Origin of the sequence: Pseudomonas hormoni, assembly GCF_018502625.1 — a bacterium.
Classification (GTDB): Bacteria; Pseudomonadota; Gammaproteobacteria; order Pseudomonadales; family Pseudomonadaceae; genus Aquipseudomonas; species Aquipseudomonas hormoni.
This window is the reverse complement of record NZ_CP075566.1, coordinates 5,794,714-5,811,436: the sequence shown is the minus strand read 5'-3', so window position 1 is coordinate 5,811,436 and position 16,723 is coordinate 5,794,714. Positions and strand designations below refer to the sequence as shown.

General features: G+C 58.9%; 22 protein-coding genes. 11 read left to right on the top strand and 11 right to left on the bottom strand.

The features are described from left to right. Window positions 1–81 precede the first annotated feature (81 nt). Genes KJF94_RS27075 through KJF94_RS27065 form a run of 3 tightly spaced genes read left to right on the top strand, consistent with a single transcriptional unit; the run spans window position 82 to window position 2,696 of the window. Window positions 82–390 carry a DUF2388 domain-containing protein gene (locus KJF94_RS27075; protein ID WP_214380072.1) on the top strand — a complete coding sequence of 103 codons (309 nt, stop codon included), beginning with the start codon at window positions 82–84 and terminating at the stop codon, window positions 388–390. Window positions 391–417: 27 nt separating this feature from the next. Further along, entirely contained in the window at window positions 418–738 is a 321-nt protein-coding gene (locus tag KJF94_RS27070) for a DUF2388 domain-containing protein (protein ID WP_214380071.1), read from the top strand. Continuing rightward, window positions 735–2,696 (top strand): DUF7844 domain-containing protein, encoded by a 1,962-nt coding sequence (locus KJF94_RS27065; RefSeq protein WP_214380070.1) that lies wholly within the window; start codon window positions 735–737, stop codon window positions 2,694–2,696. Before KJF94_RS27070 ends, KJF94_RS27065 begins: the two co-directional genes overlap by 4 nt. A gap of 163 nt (window positions 2,697–2,859) precedes the next feature. On the opposite strand, the gene KJF94_RS27060 is transcribed toward KJF94_RS27065, so the two are convergent. The 3 genes from KJF94_RS27060 to trpB form a co-directional block, all read right to left on the bottom strand. Beyond that, on the bottom strand, window positions 2,860–3,303 hold the full coding sequence (locus tag KJF94_RS27060) for an anti-virulence regulator CigR family protein (protein ID WP_214380069.1): 444 nt from the start codon (window positions 3,301–3,303) through the stop codon (window positions 2,860–2,862). Window positions 3,304–3,424: 121 nt separating this feature from the next. Further along, window positions 3,425–4,237 (bottom strand): tryptophan synthase subunit alpha, encoded by an 813-nt coding sequence (gene trpA / locus KJF94_RS27055; protein ID WP_214380068.1) that lies wholly within the window; start codon window positions 4,235–4,237, stop codon window positions 3,425–3,427. Next, window positions 4,237–5,457 carry a tryptophan synthase subunit beta gene (gene trpB / locus KJF94_RS27050; RefSeq protein WP_214380067.1) on the bottom strand — a complete coding sequence of 407 codons (1,221 nt, stop codon included), beginning with the start codon at window positions 5,455–5,457 and terminating at the stop codon, window positions 4,237–4,239. Before trpB ends, trpA begins: the two co-directional genes overlap by 1 nt. A 112-nt stretch (window positions 5,458–5,569) precedes the next feature. Between trpB and KJF94_RS27045 the strand changes: the two genes are divergently transcribed. Further along, a complete protein-coding gene (locus tag KJF94_RS27045; RefSeq protein WP_214380066.1) occupies window positions 5,570–6,463 on the top strand; it encodes a LysR family transcriptional regulator in 894 nt (297 codons plus the stop codon). Here the strand turns inward: KJF94_RS27045 and KJF94_RS27040 are convergent. Further along, a complete protein-coding gene (locus tag KJF94_RS27040) occupies window positions 6,460–6,786 on the bottom strand; it encodes an ElaB/YgaM/YqjD family protein (protein WP_214380065.1) in 327 nt (108 codons plus the stop codon). The two genes, KJF94_RS27045 and KJF94_RS27040, sit on opposite strands and share 4 nt — an antisense overlap. Before the next feature lie 158 nt (window positions 6,787–6,944). Here KJF94_RS27040 and KJF94_RS27035 point away from each other — a divergent pair, with 158 nt between their 5' ends. Both KJF94_RS27035 and KJF94_RS27030 read left to right on the top strand, forming a co-directional pair. Further along, the gene (locus tag KJF94_RS27035; protein WP_057011580.1) at window positions 6,945–7,160 is read left to right on the top strand and encodes a dodecin; all 216 of its coding nucleotides are present in this window, start codon (window positions 6,945–6,947) and stop codon (window positions 7,158–7,160) included. Window positions 7,161–7,282: 122 nt separating this feature from the next. Further along, window positions 7,283–7,504, top strand: a complete 222-nt coding sequence (locus KJF94_RS27030) for a DUF1161 domain-containing protein (RefSeq protein ID WP_214380064.1) — start codon at window positions 7,283–7,285, stop codon at window positions 7,502–7,504. 68 nt (window positions 7,505–7,572) lie between these two features. On the opposite strand, the gene KJF94_RS27025 is transcribed toward KJF94_RS27030, so the two are convergent. After that, entirely contained in the window at window positions 7,573–8,574 is a 1,002-nt protein-coding gene (locus tag KJF94_RS27025) for an LLM class flavin-dependent oxidoreductase (protein WP_084317486.1), read from the bottom strand. 244 nt (window positions 8,575–8,818) lie between these two features. Here KJF94_RS27025 and KJF94_RS27020 point away from each other — a divergent pair, with 244 nt between their 5' ends. Together KJF94_RS27020 and KJF94_RS27015 are read left to right on the top strand one after the other, a co-directional pair. Then, on the top strand, window positions 8,819–9,250 hold the full coding sequence (locus KJF94_RS27020; RefSeq protein ID WP_008152515.1) for an OsmC family protein: 432 nt from the start codon (window positions 8,819–8,821) through the stop codon (window positions 9,248–9,250). Between the two features lie 149 nt (window positions 9,251–9,399). Then, complete coding sequence (locus KJF94_RS27015) at window positions 9,400–9,639, top strand: DUF1161 domain-containing protein (protein ID WP_214380063.1); 240 nt, start codon at window positions 9,400–9,402, stop codon at window positions 9,637–9,639. 6 nt (window positions 9,640–9,645) lie between these two features. Here KJF94_RS27015 and KJF94_RS27010 read toward each other — a convergent pair whose 3' ends face one another. Then, the gene (locus tag KJF94_RS27010; protein WP_214380062.1) at window positions 9,646–10,074 is read right to left on the bottom strand and encodes a PA0061/PA0062 family lipoprotein; all 429 of its coding nucleotides are present in this window, start codon (window positions 10,072–10,074) and stop codon (window positions 9,646–9,648) included. 40 nt (window positions 10,075–10,114) lie between these two features. After that, window positions 10,115–10,537: a PA0061/PA0062 family lipoprotein gene (locus tag KJF94_RS27005; RefSeq protein ID WP_214380061.1), complete on the bottom strand. Its 423-nt coding sequence runs from the start codon at window positions 10,535–10,537 to the stop codon at window positions 10,115–10,117. Window positions 10,538–10,597: 60 nt separating this feature from the next. On the opposite strand from KJF94_RS27005, the gene KJF94_RS27000 reads away from it, so the two are divergent. Next, a complete protein-coding gene (locus KJF94_RS27000; protein ID WP_214380060.1) occupies window positions 10,598–11,689 on the top strand; it encodes an aminopeptidase in 1,092 nt (363 codons plus the stop codon). 84 nt (window positions 11,690–11,773) lie between these two features. Here KJF94_RS27000 and KJF94_RS26995 read toward each other — a convergent pair whose 3' ends face one another. Continuing rightward, complete coding sequence (locus KJF94_RS26995; RefSeq protein WP_214380059.1) at window positions 11,774–12,424, bottom strand: HAD family hydrolase; 651 nt, start codon at window positions 12,422–12,424, stop codon at window positions 11,774–11,776. A gap of 42 nt (window positions 12,425–12,466) precedes the next feature. Next, window positions 12,467–13,012 carry a gamma carbonic anhydrase family protein gene (locus KJF94_RS26990; protein ID WP_214380058.1) on the bottom strand — a complete coding sequence of 182 codons (546 nt, stop codon included), beginning with the start codon at window positions 13,010–13,012 and terminating at the stop codon, window positions 12,467–12,469. Window positions 13,013–13,101: 89 nt separating this feature from the next. Between KJF94_RS26990 and prlC the strand changes: the two genes are divergently transcribed. Beyond that, on the top strand, window positions 13,102–15,153 hold the full coding sequence (gene prlC, locus KJF94_RS26985) for an oligopeptidase A (protein ID WP_250548198.1): 2,052 nt from the start codon (window positions 13,102–13,104) through the stop codon (window positions 15,151–15,153). Beyond that, window positions 15,150–15,437 carry a YheV family putative zinc ribbon protein gene (locus tag KJF94_RS26980; RefSeq protein WP_084317493.1) on the top strand — a complete coding sequence of 96 codons (288 nt, stop codon included), beginning with the start codon at window positions 15,150–15,152 and terminating at the stop codon, window positions 15,435–15,437. Before prlC ends, KJF94_RS26980 begins: the two co-directional genes overlap by 4 nt. Before the next feature lie 45 nt (window positions 15,438–15,482). Here the strand turns inward: KJF94_RS26980 and KJF94_RS26975 are convergent, their stop codons facing one another. Beyond that, on the bottom strand, window positions 15,483–16,124 hold the full coding sequence (locus KJF94_RS26975; protein ID WP_214380056.1) for a phosphatase domain-containing protein: 642 nt from the start codon (window positions 16,122–16,124) through the stop codon (window positions 15,483–15,485). Window positions 16,125–16,318: 194 nt separating this feature from the next. Further along, window positions 16,319–16,624, bottom strand: a complete 306-nt coding sequence (locus KJF94_RS26970) for a hypothetical protein (protein WP_214380055.1) — start codon at window positions 16,622–16,624, stop codon at window positions 16,319–16,321. Between the last annotated feature and the right edge of the window lie 99 nt (window positions 16,625–16,723).

Here is a 16,723-nt window from a genome sequence, read left to right as displayed (position 1 = left end):
CAACGTGTCCCAATGTTTCGGCGCTGGCTCTAAACCGGGCGTTGCGCTAGCCTTTGGACTCGCTTTCAACTGTCGAGTCCCATGCGTTTTCCTACACATCTATTGATTACACCGGTTTTCATGGCAGCCTGCTGGGCTGGCCCGGCCCATGCCTTTGACCTGACGACGCAGGGTCTCGTCGCCACTGGCTACGCCACAAGCATGGTGACCTCCGCCCCCTTCGACCGTAAGCTGCTGCTGGCCGCCCGGGATGACGCCGCGTCATTCATTGCCAGCGACGGACAATTGCGAGGAGCACAACTGGAATCCGCGCTGGTTTACCTGCGTAGGGCCCAGCCAAAACTTCATGCAAGCGATCTTGAACTGGCGCAGGCTATTCTCGTCCAATAGTTATCCTCGTTCGTCCGGAGTCGTTCCATGCGTAGCCCACTGATTGTCGCCACCCTTGGCCTTCTGTTATTGGCCGATCTGGCCCAGGCACACACCCTGGTTGCCACCAGTAACATGATCATCAACGCCACCCAACGCACACTCAATTTCACGTCCGACACCACCACGTCTATCCGTGATTCAAAAATCGTTCGTGAAGCCCATGACGATGCAGCCAGTTTCGTCGCCAGCGATGGCGAGATTCGTGGCGCGCACCTGGAAGCCGCCCTCAACACATTGCGCACCCGCGTACCGGAAGCCCGGGACGCCAGTGATCAGGTACTCGCCGAAGCCATCCTCGCACTGTGAGGTCGTTAGGTGCCTGGCTCCTGGCCGGGGTCGTGTTGCTGCTCGGCAATACGGCCCAGGCCGGTCTGCAATTACATCTCAAGACAGAAGGTTTGAGCCCTGCGCAACAACAGGCCAGCCAGGCGCTGCTTGATGAAACCATGCAGGCGTTGCCACCGCGGTTCATCGAGCAACTCGACCGGCGCATCGACGTCGGCTGGACCGATGACATGCCGAGCAACGCCTACGGCCAGGCGTCGCTGGTGTCCGAGCTTGACCTCAACCGCAACCTGCTTGCCAGCCTCACCGACGGCAGCGCTGCAACCAAAAAGACGTATCGCCCTCACGGCACCGTCCGCCGCGAAATGCTGGCCACGGTGCTGCACGAACTCACCCACATTTATGACCGCTCGCGTTTTTGGCCAGTTGCCGAACGCACGCTGATCCAGCGCTGCACCCGACGCAACAACAGCTCCGGGCTGATCGGCATTCCGGATGAATGCCGTGGCCAATCCTCCCGACGCTTTACCCTCAGCGATGACCCGCGCCTGCTCGACCTCGCTGGCTGGCCGCAATACGTCGGCCGTCGTGGCGAACGCGAACAGTACAACCGACAGGTCGCCCGCAGCCCGGACATCTACGAAACGAGCAGTCCCAAAGAGTTCGTCGCGGTCAACATGGAGTATTTCCTCCTCGACCCGAGCTACGCCTGTCGCCGCCCTGCGCTGTACCGCTACTACAAAGAACATTTCGGCTGGGCACCCGCTGCCAAAGACACCTGCGGCAAATCCTTCGCATTTCTCAACGCCGGCAATGACTTCGCCAAACAGCCCTTGGGTCAGGTCGACCCGGAACGGGTGTATGCCGTGGACTATCTGCTGGCCGAAGCCAACCAGAACTGGGTCAGCCGCTGGGGCCACAGCATGTTGCGCCTGGTGATCTGCGCCCCGGGCCGGCCACGTGGGCCGGATTGCCGGCTGGATCTGGATCAGCACCTGGTGTTGTCCTATCGCGCCTTTGTCGGTGACGTACAGCTGTCGAGCTGGGACGGACTGGTAGGCAAGTACCCATCGCGCCTGTTCGTCCTACCCCTGGCCCAGGTCATCGACGAGTACACCAAGACCGAATTGCGCAGCCTCGCCTCGGTGCCGCTGAATTTGTCGCGCAACGAGATCGAAGACGTGGTGGAACACGCCGCCGAGATGCACTGGAGCTACGACGGCAATTACTTCTTCCTGTCCAACAACTGCGCGGTTGAAGGTTTGAAGTTGCTACGCAGCGGCACCAACAACGCGAAACTGGTCGGGCTGGACAACATCATGCCCAACGGCTTGCTGGAAGTGCTCAAGGGACGCGGACTGGCGGATACCAGCGTGCTGGACGATCCTCGCGAAGCGCTGCGGCTTGGCTATCGCTTCGACTCTTTCCGTGATCGCTATCAAGCGATGTTCGAAGTGCTGAAGAAGCACCTGCCGATCAAACAGGACAAGGTCGAAGACTGGCTGGCATTGAAGGCTGAAGAACGTCGCAAGTGGATTGACCAGGCTGACTTGCGCACCAGCGCGGCGTTGCTGTTGCTGGAACAGGCCGCTTTCCGGCAACAACTGGTGCTGGCCCAGGACGAAGTGAAGCAACGCTATCTGGGCGCTCGGGAGTTGAAGAACGGCGGCATGGACAAGGCCAACGCGACCTTGCAGCAGATTCTCGCCAACAGCGGCTTCCTCAGCCGTCCGGCGGAGCTGCTCGGCACCGGCGGTTATGGATTGCCCCAACCCAGCGAATGGCAACGCCTGGAATCGGAAAGCAGCCTGCGGCAGAAACAGCTTCAGGCATTGACCGGTGATCTGGACAAGGAAGTGAGAGCGTTGCTCGAACCAAGCCGAGCAGCGGAGATGGCCGCCAACGAAGCCAACCTGAAGCAGGTTGGCGAACATTTGCGGAAATTGCATAAAGCGGCGGGCGGGTTGGAATTGCCTTGAAACTTCAGACCTCTGAAGACACAAAGAACCTCCGTGGCAAGGGAGCTTGCTCCCGCTGGAGCGCGAAGCGGTCCCCCAAATCGGCCAGACACCGCAGACGACGGCTTCGCCGCCGAACGGGAGCAAGCTCCCTCGCCACAACCTCGCCCTGAAAAGTGGACCGTTACAAAACCCCTTCCAGAATTTCATAGACGATGCCGGTACCCACGGCGATCAGCACAATGTCGCCACCCGCGCGCCGCCATTCATAACCCGGGTAATACGGCAGCCGACTTAGCGCGCGATTATCCAGGCGTTCTCCGTAATAACCGCGCGGCAACGGCCGACCACGTTCCAGATGAATGCCGGGAGGTGGCGGCGCACCGCGTACGAAATAGCCATGATTGTCGTGGATCGTCTGGCGTACCGGGCCAAAGTCCCGTGGCGGAGGGCCGCCGCGATGGTTGTCCTGCGGGCCACGGTGGTCATCGCCGTGGTTGTCGTAATGGCCTTGTTGCTGGCCACCGCGGTCGTGATCGTCGCGCTGATCGGCGCTGGCGTGCAGCAACGGGGTGGCACTGAGCATCAGCACGCCCAGGCTTGCAATCAGACGTTTCGGCATTTTCATCGGGGCTTTCCTCACTGCACCTACAGCAAAAAGGGCTTCAGAACGTAGTCCTGAAGCCCTCGGTCTTGCTGTTTAGTCTGTGCCGCGAGGCTCTAATTCCTCTGTATCAGGAACTTTACCTTCAGCTGACGCGGGCCTTACGCACGCCATCAGCCAGCGCCGAACAAAGACTCAACACGCCATCAATCGCCTGTTCTGGCGTCGATGCATTGGCGATGTGATCGATCAACGCCGAACCCACCACCACACCGTCGGCGAGACGCGCGATGGCCGCCGCTTGCTCCGGTGTACGAATACCGAAACCGATGCTGATCGGCAGATCGGTATGGCGACGCAAACGCGCAACTGCCTCTTCAACATGCTCCAGCGTTGCCGCACCGGCACCGGTCACACCGGCCACAGACACGTAGTAGACGAAACCGGAGCTGCCGTTCAGGACTGTCGGCAGGCGCACATCATCGGTCGTCGGGGTAGTCAGTCGGATGAAGTCCAGACCCGCAGCCTGGGCAGGGTCGCACAGTTCACCATTATGCTCGGGCGGCAGGTCGACCACGATCAGACCATCCACACCGGCCTCTTTAGCGTCGGCGATGAAACGTGGCACGCCGTACATGTGGATCGGGTTGAAGTAACCCATCAGCACCAGCGGCGTATCACTGTTGCCTTCACGGAACTCGCGCACCATTTGCAGGGTTTTCGCCAGGTTCTGTTTGGCACCCAGGGCGCGAATGTTGGCCAGCTGGATCGCCGGGCCGTCGGCCATTGGATCGGTGAAGGGCATGCCCAGCTCGATCACGTCGGCGCCAGCACCGGGCAAGCCTTTCAGGATCGCCAGCGAAGTGTCATAGCTCGGGTCGCCGGCGGTCACGAAGGTCACCAGGGCGGCGCGGTTCTGTTCCTTGAGTTCGGCAAAACGCGTTTGCAGGCGGCTCATCAGTGTTTCTCCTGCGTGGATTGTTCCATGTGGTGCATCACGGTTTGCATGTCTTTGTCGCCACGGCCGGACAGGTTGACCACCATCAGGTGATCTTTCGGCAAGCTCGGTGCTCGCTTGAATACTTCAGCCAGGGCGTGGGCGCTTTCCAGTGCAGGAATAATCCCTTCCAGACGGCAGCATTTATGGAATGCGTCGAGGGCTTCATCGTCGGTCACCGAGGTGTACTGAACGCGACCGATGTCATGCAACCAAGCGTGCTCCGGGCCGATGCCCGGGTAGTCGAGACCGGCGGAGATCGAGTGAGCGTCGATGATCTGGCCGTCGTCGTCTTGCAACAGGAAGGTGCGGTTGCCGTGCAGCACACCCGGTACACCGCCGTTCAGGCTGGCGGCGTGTTTGCCGGTTTCGATGCCGTGACCGGCCGCTTCAACGCCGATGATCTCGACACTTTTGTCGTCGAGGAACGGATGGAACAGGCCCATGGCGTTGGAACCACCGCCGATGCACGCCACCAGGCTGTCGGGCAGACGACCTTCCTGAGCCTGCAGTTGATCGCGGGTTTCCTTGCCGATAACGGCTTGGAAGTCGCGAACCATGGCTGGGTAAGGGTGCGGACCGGCGACAGTGCCGATCAGGTAGAAGGTGCTGTCGACGTTGGTCACCCAGTCACGCAGGGCTTCGTTCATCGCATCTTTCAGAGTGCCGGTGCCGGCGACCACTGGGATCACTTCGGCGCCCAGCAGTTTCATGCGGAATACGTTGGCTTGCTGGCGCTCGATGTCGGTGGTGCCCATGTAGATCACGCAATCGAGGCCAAAACGCGCGGCCACGGTGGCGGTTGCCACGCCGTGCATGCCGGCGCCGGTCTCGGCGATGATGCGTTTCTTGCCCATGCGCCGAGCCAGCAGGATCTGGCCGATGCAGTTGTTGATCTTGTGCGCGCCGGTGTGGTTCAGCTCTTCACGCTTCAGATAAATCTTCGCGCCACCACAGAACTCGGTCAGGCGTTCGGCGTAATACAGCGGGCTCGGACGTCCGACGTAGTCGCGCTGGAAGTAGGCCAATTCCTCTTTGAATGCCGGATCTTCTTTGGCCGCTTCATATTCGCGGGCCAGATCGAGGATCAACGGCATCAGGGTTTCGGCGACGTAGCGGCCACCGAACGCGCCAAACAGGCCGTTGGCGTCGGGGCCGTTGCGCAGATTAGTCTGGGTCATGGGTCGCTCCGGTTGAATGCGTGAGATGACAATGGGCTTAACTCTACCCCTGACGCCCCAGGCTGAAAACCGATAAGATCGCCGCAACCTGTCAGGAAAACTCACAGATACCATGAGCCATGACCTTCCCCCGCTGAACGCCCTTCGCGCCTTCGAAGCCACTGCCCGCCTGAACAGCGTCAGTCAGGCCGCCGAACAGCTGCACGTCACCCACGGAGCAGTGAGCCGGCAACTGAAAGTGCTCGAAGAGCATCTCGGCGTGAGTCTGTTCATCAAGGATGGGCGCGGCCTTAAACTCACAGATGCCGGTGTGCGATTGCGCGACGCCAGCGGTGAAGCGTTCGAACGGTTGCGCACCGTTTGCGCCGAATTGACACAAAGCACTGCCGACGCACCGTTCGTGCTCGGCTGCTCGGGGAGTCTGCTGGCGCGCTGGTTTATTCCACGCCTGGGGCGATTGAATGCTGACTTGCCGGACCTGCGCCTGCACCTGTCGGCCGGAGAAGGCGATCTCGATCCTCGTCGACCGGGGCTGGACGCGTTGCTGGTGTTTGCCGAGCCGCCTTGGCCAGCGGACATGCAGGTCTACGAATTGGCCAGCGAACGTATCGGCCCGGTCATGAGCCCACGCATCGCCGGTTACGACCGACTCGAAAAAGCACCGGCAAGCGCGCTGTTGAGCGAGCCGTTGTTGCACACCACCTCACGTCCGCAGGCCTGGCCAAGCTGGGCACAGCAAAGCGGCCTCGACGCCAGTGCGTTGAAGTACGGGCAGGGTTTTGAGCATTTGTATTATTTGCTGGAGGCCGCGGTCGCCGGTCTGGGCGTGGCGATCGCCCCTGAACCGCTGGTAGCCGAGGACTTGAAGGCCGGTCGCCTGGTTGCGCCGTGGGGTTTCAGTGAGACCCCGGCGCAACTGGCGTTGTGGCTGCCCAAGCGCGCCGCGGACGGGCGCGCTCGGCAACTGGCGCAGTGGCTCAAAAATGAGCTGCGCCAGACGGATTAGTCGCCGCGTTTAAACAGCAGGTAAGCCGCGAGCAGACCGAGCGCACCGACAGCGACACCGGCTGTGGTCCAAGGGTGTTCCTGGGCGTAGTCCCGAGTGGCAATCCCGGTTTCACGGGTTTTGACTTTGACTTCTTCGTACGCATCACTGAGCAGATGACGCGAATGTTTCAGGGCGCTCTCGGCGTTGATTTTCAAGGCCTTGAGGGTTTTACGCGACTCGTCCGAGGCGTCGTCCTTCAGGTTTTCCAAAGACTTCAGCAAACTCTCGATCTCGGCTTCCATGCTTTGCAATGAGGCTTTACGTAAAGAGGTGTTGGCCATGGTGGCTCTCCTGCATTGATGATGAGTGGCGTGTGTTGGTTGGGACTTCGGGGGTTCGAGAAAGTGCAGTAAATCTGAACTTCTGTGTTGGATAGACCGACAGAAGTAATACGAAAAATCACTGCTAGGCTGTATTTCACACCCCAAGGAGAACGCCCATGACTGACCATCACACTTACAAGAAAGTCGAGCTTGTCGGCTCATCCACCACCAGCATTGAAGACGCCATCAACAACGCGCTGGCCGAAGCCAACAAGAGCATCAAGCACCTGGAATGGTTTGAAGTGACCGAAACCCGCGGGCACATCAAGGACGGCAAGGCAGCACATTTCCAGGTAACGCTCAAAGTCGGGTTCCGGATTGCCAGCAGCTGAGTTTGAGCTACTCTCCTGAACTTGCGCGCTGGCCGAGTGCCATAAGGAATGGCAAAGCGCTACGTGAGTGCATCCGGCTGATGGCTGGATGCTCCCTTTGATCCGACCAGGGAGTGCGACCGATGAAGAAGTTTATGTTGGCGGTAGGTTTGTTGAGCCTTGCGGGGACAGCCTTTGCTGAAGGCAAGTCGTGCGAAGAGCTCAAAGCCGAGATTGCTGCGGGACTTGATGCCAAGGGCGTATCAGGTTATTCGCTGGAGATCGTCGATAAAGGCACTCCTACTGACGGAAAAATCGTCGGCACCTGTGAAAAAGGCACCAAGGAAATCGTCTACAAGCGGTAGGCTGATTCCATCGTTAATGAAAAAGCCGACGCAATGGCGTCGGCTTTTTTGTGCGCGCTGTTTCAGCGTCAGCCTTTCATGACCTGCGCCAGCAGCTCGTAGGAGTGCACGCGATCGGCATGTTCGTACAGGTCGCAGGTAAAAATCAGCTCGTCTGCCTGGGTCTGCTCAATCAACACGTCCAGCTTGGCGCGGATTTTTTGCGGGCTGCCGACCATCGCCAGCCCGAGGAAATCATGGACCGCGTCTTTCTCATGAGGCAGCCACAGGCCATCCATGGTTTTCACCGGCGGACGTTGCACCAGGCTTTGGCCACGCATCAACGCGAGAATGCGCTGATAGACCGATGTTGCCAGATACTCGGCCTGCTCGTCGGTGTCAGCCGCTACCAGCGGAACGCCCAGCATCACGTAGGGCTTATCCAATACCGCTGAAGGCTTGAAGTGATTGCGATAGACGCGAATCGCCTCATGCATGAAACGCGGTGCGAAATGGGAAGCGAAGGCATAGGGCAAACCGCGCTCACCCGCCAGTTGTGCACTGAACAGGCTCGAACCCAGCAACCAGACAGGGACATTGGTGCCGGTGCCCGGCATCGCGATGATTCGTTGGTCCGGCGTGCGTGGGCCGAGGTAGCGCATCAGCTCCGCCACATCTTCAGGGAAATCGTCGGCGCTGCCGGAGCGCTCACGGCGCAGGGCGCGGGCGGTCATCTGATCGGAACCGGGGGCGCGGCCCAGACCGAGGTCGATCCGACCCGGATAAAGGCTTTCAAGGGTGCCGAACTGCTCGGCGATCACCAGCGGTGCGTGGTTGGGCAACATTACGCCACCCGAGCCGACCCGAATGGTGGACGTGCCGCCGGCCAGATAGCCAAGCAACACCGAAGTCGCCGAACTGGCGATGCCGTCCATGTTGTGGTGCTCGGCCACCCAGAAACGGTTGTAGCCGAATTTTTCGACGTGCTGCGCCAGGTCCAGAGAGTTACGCAGGGACTGGGCTGCGCTGCCATTCTCGCGCACAGGCACCAGATCAAGGGTCGAGAATTTGATATCGGACAGTCGTTTCATAAACCTGCTTCTCCAAATTGAGGACGCAGGTTTTTTCTTGAAAACGAAAACCTGCCGAATCCATAAGCGTGTTTCATGCAATGAGGGCATATACCCGAGTTTCAATAGCCAAGGCAAAAAATCCTACGAAAACGGTAGGATTAATGAGATCAGGTGAACTTTGCACCACCGTCTATCCTCAGAACCCTAGCAACCGAAAACCACGAAGGCGCGACGCTTCGCGCCGGATCCTGAGGAGGCAGACATGGCTATTACCAAGAAAGCATCGGCGCATTGGGAAGGTGATCTGAAAACCGGCATCGGCTCGATTTCCACGGAAACCGGTGTTCTCAGAGAAGCGCCCTACGGCTTCAAAGCCCGTTTCGAGGGCGGTAAAGGCACTAATCCGGAAGAACTGATCGGCGCGGCCCACGCCGGTTGTTTCTCCATGGCATTTTCGATGATTCTCGGCGATGCCGGTCTCAAGGCTGACAGCATCGATACCAATGCCGAGGTCACACTGGACCAGGTGGACGGCGGATTCGCGATCACGGCGGTGAAATTGATCCTCAAGGCAAAAATCCCTGGTGCGACTCAGGCGCAATTCGAGGAGCTGAGCAATAAAGCCAAAGAAGGCTGCCCAGTGTCCAAAGTGTTGAATGCGAAGATCAGTCTGGATGCCACACTGGTCAGCTAGATCCGCGTTGTCGCGATAAATGATCGCAGCCTTGCGCAGGCTGCGATTTTTTTGCGCTGAAACAAAACCCGGCTGGCGTGACTGTGGTCGAATAAATGACAGCAGCGAAAACGCATCAACCTGCGTGCTGCCTCAGTGGAGTTTCAACCATGAAACGTTTTGCCTTGATGGTTATCTGTTGCGCGCTGGCCACATCAGCCCTCGCGGCACCGAAATCCTGTGAAGAACTCAAGAATGAGATCGAAGTGAAGATTCAGGCGAATGCCGTGCCCTCCTACACACTGGAAATCGTGTCGAAGGAAGAGGCCGACAAGCATGATGCCGCCATGGTGGTCGGCACCTGCGACAACGGCACCAAAGCCATCATTTACCAGAAGAACGACCGCTGATACGCCTCACATGAGGCAATAGGACTCTCGGTCTTCAGCGACGATTTCCCGCTTGGCGTTGTACAACCGAGCGCCGGGAGTGAACGCTATCGAACGGCCTTCCAGGACATAACGCTGGCCTGCTTCGAAATGATCGTAGTTGATGGTCAGGTAGCACAACCGTTCCGAGGGACCGCTCATCACACCCAAGCCCCCGCCACCGGGCACTTCAAAGTCGAAACGAACGATCAGCTCATGGCTGCCGGGCGTCACCTGGAAGAAACGCCCATCGCGTAATCGCTGCTTGTCCAGTCGTTCCGCCATCAGCAACTTATCGTTGGGGAATGGCGTAGAAAATTCGACCCACGCCATCTGTGGATTGACCGCCGGCAGCGGGCTCTGGCAACCGGCGATGGCGATGGCGACTGCCGCGAGCAATAGCAACAACCTGCGCATGATGAATGTCCCGTGGATTGGTCATTCAGCATAACGCCGATCAAGTGCGTTGGCAGCCCGCCGGTGTGCCCTGGCCTATCACTTTTCGCTGTCGATCATAGAGCTTGGCCCACGGCCGAAAACCGATATTCCCTGCTTGCAGCTGATATTTCTCACCGGCGTTGAAGCTGTTGAATTTCACATTCAGTTGGCAATCGCGCCACAGCGGCTCGGCGTCAGGCCCGATGTTGCTCGGCTCGACCGGGAATTGATAACGCACGGTCAACTCATGGCTGCCGGGCTGAACCTCGAAATAGCGCTTGTCGGTGGAGGCCTTGTTATCGACTTCCAGCGCCTGCAGCGTAGTGTCTTCATGCTGTGAGTCGAGATCGATCCACGCTTGAGCGGGATCATGGTGAGGTAATCCGAATCCTGCACAGCCTGTCAGCATCAACAGGCCTCCCGTCAGCATCATCTTGCGCATAGCGGAGCTCCAGTCAGGCGGGATAGTCTTGCGGGCAGACTCTCCAGGGATGATTTTATTTTGATCAGGCCGCTTCCAAGCCTTGGGTTACTTGATCGCGTTTTGCGCGTTTTGTTTCCGGGTGTGTTGTTTTTGTTGCTCAATGGTTGCGCCAGCGTCAGCTACTACGGCCAATTGGCCAGTGGTCAGTTGAAACTGCTGCGGGCTCGGGAACCGGTTTCCGACGTGATTGCCGATCCTGCTCGGGATCAGAAGCTGCGTGCGCATCTGGCCCAGTCGCAGAAGGCACGAACGTTCGCCAGCCAGCAGCTGCACCTGCCGGATAACCAGAGCTACCGTTTGTACGCTGACATTGGCCGACCGTTCGTAGTCTGGAACGTGTTTGCCACGCCGGAATTTTCCCTCATACCGCAAAACCATTGTTTCCCCGTCGCCGGTTGCGTGGCCTATCGCGGCTATTACAGCCAGAGCGCGGCCCGTGGCGAGGCAGCAGTGCTGCGACTGCAAGGTATGGACGTGTCGATCGGCGGTGTCGAGGCTTATTCGACGCTTGGCTGGTTCAACGATCCGATCATCAGTTCGATGATGGGTTGGGGGGATGAACGGTTGGCGACGTTGATTTTCCATGAGTTGGCGCACCAGCGCTTTTATGTGAAGGACGACACTGAATTCAACGAGTCTTTCGCCACTTTTGTGGAGCAGGAAGGCACTCGGCAATGGCGTGCCCATCGCGGGTTGGCGCCGGACAATGGCGCCCTGGCGCAGCGGCGGGATCAGTTTATTCAGTTGGTGCTGGACACCCGCTCGCGGCTTGAAAAACTTTACGCCCTGCCACTGCCAACCGAGCAGATGAAGCAACGCAAAGCCGCTGAGTTCGACCGGTTGCGCGCCGAATACCGGCAGTTACGCGACAGCCAATGGTCTGGGGACAAACGTTATGACGCCTGGATCAACGCTCCGATGAACAATGCACGGCTGTTGCCGTTTGGTTTGTACGACCAATGGGTGCCGGCGTTTGCGGCGTTGTTCCGGCAAGTGGGTGGTGATTGGTTGAAGTTTTATGCGGCGGTGGAAACGCTTGGCGCATTGCCCGTAGGTGATCGGAAAGCGGCATTGAAAGCATTAGCGGAATCGAAGACTTCCGGCGATTGAACGGGCCTCTTCGCGGGCAAGCCTCGCTCCTACAGGTTCGGTATTTCCCTGTAGGAGCAAGGCTTGCCCGCGAAGGCATATTCATCAGCGCCGCAAAAACGCCTGATGCATCTCATCCAGCGTTTCAAAGTGATACGTCGGCGCTTCTGCGCTCAGCTCTTCCTGGCTGCCAAAACCATAACCCACCGCCGCGGCATCAAGTCCGTTGCTGCGCGCGCCGATGAGGTCGTGTTTGCGGTCGCCAATCATCAGGGTGTTGGCCGGGTCCAGGCCTTCTTCGGCCATCAAGTGGGCAATCAGCTCGACCTTGTTGGTCCGCGTGCCATCCAGTTCGCTGCCGTAAATGACTTTGAAGTGTTTGGCAAAGTCGAAGTGCCGGGCGATTTCCCGGGCGAAGATCCACGGCTTGGAAGTCGCGATGTACAGCTGGCGCCCTTGCCCGCCGAGGGTTTCCAGCAGCGGCGTAACGCCATCGAACACGCGGTTTTCATACAGGCCGGTGACCTTGAAGCGCTCGCGATAAAAATTCACCGCCTCCCAGGCCTTGGGTTCGTCGAAGTCGTAGAACTGCATGAACGCCTGTAACAACGGCGGGCCGATGAAGTGTTCCAGTTTGGTCAGGTCAGGTTCATCGATCCCCAGTTTGCTCAGGGCGAACTGGATCGAGCGGGTGATGCCCTCGCGCGGGTCTGTCAGGGTGCCGTCGAGGTCGAACAAAACAGTTTGGTAATGCATGAAAATTCCTGAGCAAGTAAGACGCTTTCCGTTACTAAAGTCTTAGAGCTGGTCGTAGCCTTCAGCCAGATGCAGATCCTTGAGCTTCACGTAATTCGCCGCGCTGTAGGTGAAAAAGGCTTTCTCCTTGTCAGTCAGTGGACGGATCTGTTTCACCGGGCTGCCGACATACAGAAAGCCGCTTGTCAGGCGTTTGCCCGGCGGCACCAGGCTGCCGGCGCCGATGATCACATCGTCCTCCACCACAGCGCCGTCCATGACGATGCTGCCCATGCCGATCAGCACCCGGCTGCCCACGCTGCACCCGTGAAGCATGACTTTATGCGCGATGGTCACATCGTCGCCGATCAAACACGCAAAGCCATCAGGGTTGAACGGCCCGGCGTGGGTGATGTGCAACACACAGCCATCCTGAACGCTGGTGCGCACGCCAATACGGATGCGGTGCATGTCGCCGCGGATCACCGTCAGCGGCCAAACGGAGCTGTCATCGCCGATTTCGACGTCGCCGATCACCACCGCCGAGCTGTCGACAAAAGCGCCTTTGCCCAGCAGAGGCGTGTGGTTCTGATACTTGCGAAGGGTCACGATAGGGTTTCTCTCTGTTGCCGATAGCTGCGGTGAGCGTCGATTGTAATTAAGATGGGGCAATGTTTCTTCCAGCCAAGGTGCCAACCGTGAGCGTGAACAACCCTCTTCTGCAGTCCTACGACCTGCCGCCGTTCTCGGCGATCCGTGCCGAACACGTGCAACCGGCCATTGAACAGATCCTGGCTGACAACCGCGCCGCGATTATCGAGATCCTCAAAACCCAGGGCAAACAACCGACCTGGGCCGGCCTGGTGCTGGCGATGGACGAACTCAACGATCGTCTGGGCGCTGCCTGGAGCCCGGTCAGCCACCTGAATGCCGTGTGCAACAGCGCCGAATTGCGCGAAGCCTACGAATCCTGCCTGCCCGCCCTGAGTGCCTACTCTACCGAGCTGGGCCAGAACCGCGAATTGTTCGAGGCCTTCGAAGCCCTGGCCAGCAGTCCGGAAGCCGCCGGTTACGACGTGGCGCAGAAAACTATCCTGGAACACTCCCTGCGTGACTTCCGTCTGTCGGGTATCGACCTGCCTGAAGCCGAGCAAAAACGTTACGCCGAAGTGCAAAGCAAATTGTCGGAGCTGGGCAGCCGCTTCTCCAACCAGTTGCTCGACGCGACCCAAGCCTGGACCAAGCACGTTACCGACGAAGCCGTCCTCGCCGGCCTGACCGATTCGGCCAAGGCGCAAATGGCCGCCGCTGCCCAGTCCAAGGGGCTGGAAGGCTTCCTGATCACCCTGGAATTCCCGAGCTACTACGCGGTGATGACCTACGCCCACGACCGCGCCCTGCGCGAAGAAGTCTACGCCGCCTACTGCACCCGTGCGTCGGACCAGGGCCCGAATGCCGGTCAGAACGATAACGGCACGGTGATGGAAGAAATCCTCGACCTGCGTCAGGAGCTGGCAAAGTTGCTCGGCTTCGCCAGCTTCTCGGAGTTGAGCCTGGCCACCAAAATGGCCGAATCCAGCGATCAGGTACTGAGTTTCCTGCGCGACCTGGCCAAGCGCAGCAAGCCGTTTGCCGCCCAGGATCTGGAACAGCTCAAGGCCTACGCCGCCGAACAAGGCTGCCCGGACCTGCAAAGCTGGGACAGCGGTTTCTACGGTGAAAAACTCCGAGAACAACGTTACAGCGTTGCCCAGGAAGCCCTGCGCGCCTACTTCCCCATTGATAAAGTGTTGAGCGGTCTGTTCGCCATCGTTCAACGTCTGTACGGCATCGAAATCGCCGAGCAGAAAGGCTTCGACACCTGGCACCCGGACGTTCGCCTGTTTGAGATCAAGGAAAACGGCGAGCATGTCGGCCGCTTCTTCTTCGACCTCTATGCCCGCGCCAACAAGCGCGGCGGCGCCTGGATGGACGGCGCCCGCGACCGTCGCCGCACCGCTGAAGGGTCACTGCAAAATCCGGTGGCCAATCTGGTGTGCAACTTCACCCCGGCCGACAGCGGCAAGCCTGCGCTGCTGACCCACGACGAAGTGACCACCCTGTTCCACGAATTCGGTCACGGCCTGCATCACCTGCTGACCCGCGTCGAACACGCGGGCGTGTCCGGCATCAACGGCGTGGCGTGGGATGCGGTCGAGCTGCCAAGTCAGTTCATGGAAAACTGGTGCTGGGAGCCGGAAGGCCTGGCGCTGATCTCCGGTCATTACGAAACCGGCGAGCCACTGCCTCAGGATCTGCTGGAAAAAATGCTCGCGGCGAAGAACTTCCAGTCCGGCCTGATGATGGTGCGCCAACTGGAATTCTCGTTGTTCGACTTCGAACTGCATGCCACCCACGGCGATGGCCGCAGCGTGCTGCAAGTGCTCGAAGGCGTGCGCGACGAGGTCTCCGTCATGCGCCCGCCGGCCTACAACCGCTTCCCGAACAGCTTCGCCCACATCTTCGCTGGCGGTTACGCGGCGGGTTACTACAGCTACAAATGGGCAGAAGTGCTGTCCGCCGACGCATTCTCGAAGTTCGAAGAGGACGGCGTGCTCAATGCCGAAACCGGTCGCGCATTCCGCGAAGCGATCCTGGCACGCGGCGGTTCTCAGGAGCCGATGGTGCTGTTCGTCGATTTCCGGGGACGTCCGCCGTCGATTGACGCACTCTTGCGCCACAGCGGCCTGAGTGAGGTCGCGGCAGCATGAGCGAGGGGCCTGTGAAGACGAAAAAACGCTTCATCGCCGGGGCGGTCTGCCCGGCCTGTAGTGAGCCGGACAAGTTGATGATGTGGAGCGAAGACGATGTCCCGCATCGCGAATGCGTGGGCTGCGGCTATTCCGATACGCTCAATGAACAAGGCCTGTCCGTGCCCAAGGAATTGGGGACGCGGGTCAATGTTTCGGCGCTGAAGGTGCCGGACGCCAAGGTTCAGGCCGTACAGTTTTTCCCGAACCCGAAGCTGAAGAAAAAGCCTGACGAACAGCACTGAGTTCAGTGATCACCTCCCAGGGCGCAATGCCGTGGGAGGTGCTGTTTATTCGACGTGGGCGGACTTGAACCAGCTTTTCATCGAGCACGCGGCGAACGGGCTCGTGCTGCACTCCCCGTTGGCCAGTGCAGTGCGCAGCTTCTCGGCATCGGCCTGCATCATGTAACGAACACCGTCCCTGAAGTGCGTGCTGTCACCAAAGCCGCCCTGAGTCATCTCGTTCAAGGCGTCCTCCTTGCTCCACCCCTGCACGACCACCCGGTACATGGCGGCCATCAGGCCAGTCCGGTCCGAGCCATGTTTGCAGTGCATCAGCACCGGGCCTTTGGCTTCGGCACTCTGAATGGCACGAAGGGCAGTGAGGACTTGCGCATCATCCACATGATTGGTGCGGTAGGGCAACTGAACCTGCTCAATACCGGGCGTGGCCAGCCAGCTTGAATCGGACTCGGGCAGGAAGTTGATCACAGTGGCGACCTTGAGTTTTTCCAGCAAAGGGACCACTCCGCGGTCGGGTAATGCGCTGCGGTAGAGGGTCGGGGACATCTGAAAGAGGTTGTACTGAACCTCGACCGGTTGAGCCCACTCCGCAGGACGGGGCACGATTGTCTCGTCAGCGTGGGCGAACGTCAGGTTGAACAGTGCAACCAGCGACAAACACATCGCAGGGATAAGACGTGGGGACATGCTTGGCGACCGTATTGAGAGGCGGGGGTGACGACGCCACAATGAGCCTTGAACGGTCAAAGACCCGTGAGCCATCTGTCAAAGAATCGTGAATCAGCTCCCTGGCTCTTCAACAACACTACGACTACTGATTTGACGCCCGCTCACAACTAAACCTGCATGTATATCCACACAGGTTTAGTTCAAAAACACACTTACGGATTGACGATACCGGAATAAGCTTTTGCCAGAGTCAGCAATTTTTCCTTGTCATCGCTGTCGATATCGCCGTCACCGTCCACATCGCTCTTTACTGCTTTGATGTTGAAGGACCGACCACCATCACTCGAGATCGCCGTCACGTAGACAGAGTCCACAAGTGCCTCTGTCGGCTTTTGATTTACGGGATCCCAACCCGACTCTTTGCGAGCAAGTTGCATGGACACTTGTGCTTCCCGTGGATTGACAACACTGGGAGCCAACAATTGTAAAAAGATACCGCGCTGATTTAATATCGACATTATTAATTCCTTTTAATGAGTAATTCACGAAGACTTCGTGTGCCGCGAATAGTACTTACAAGGCTTACTTCCAGGCTAACCGTTATATGTTTCCCGGCA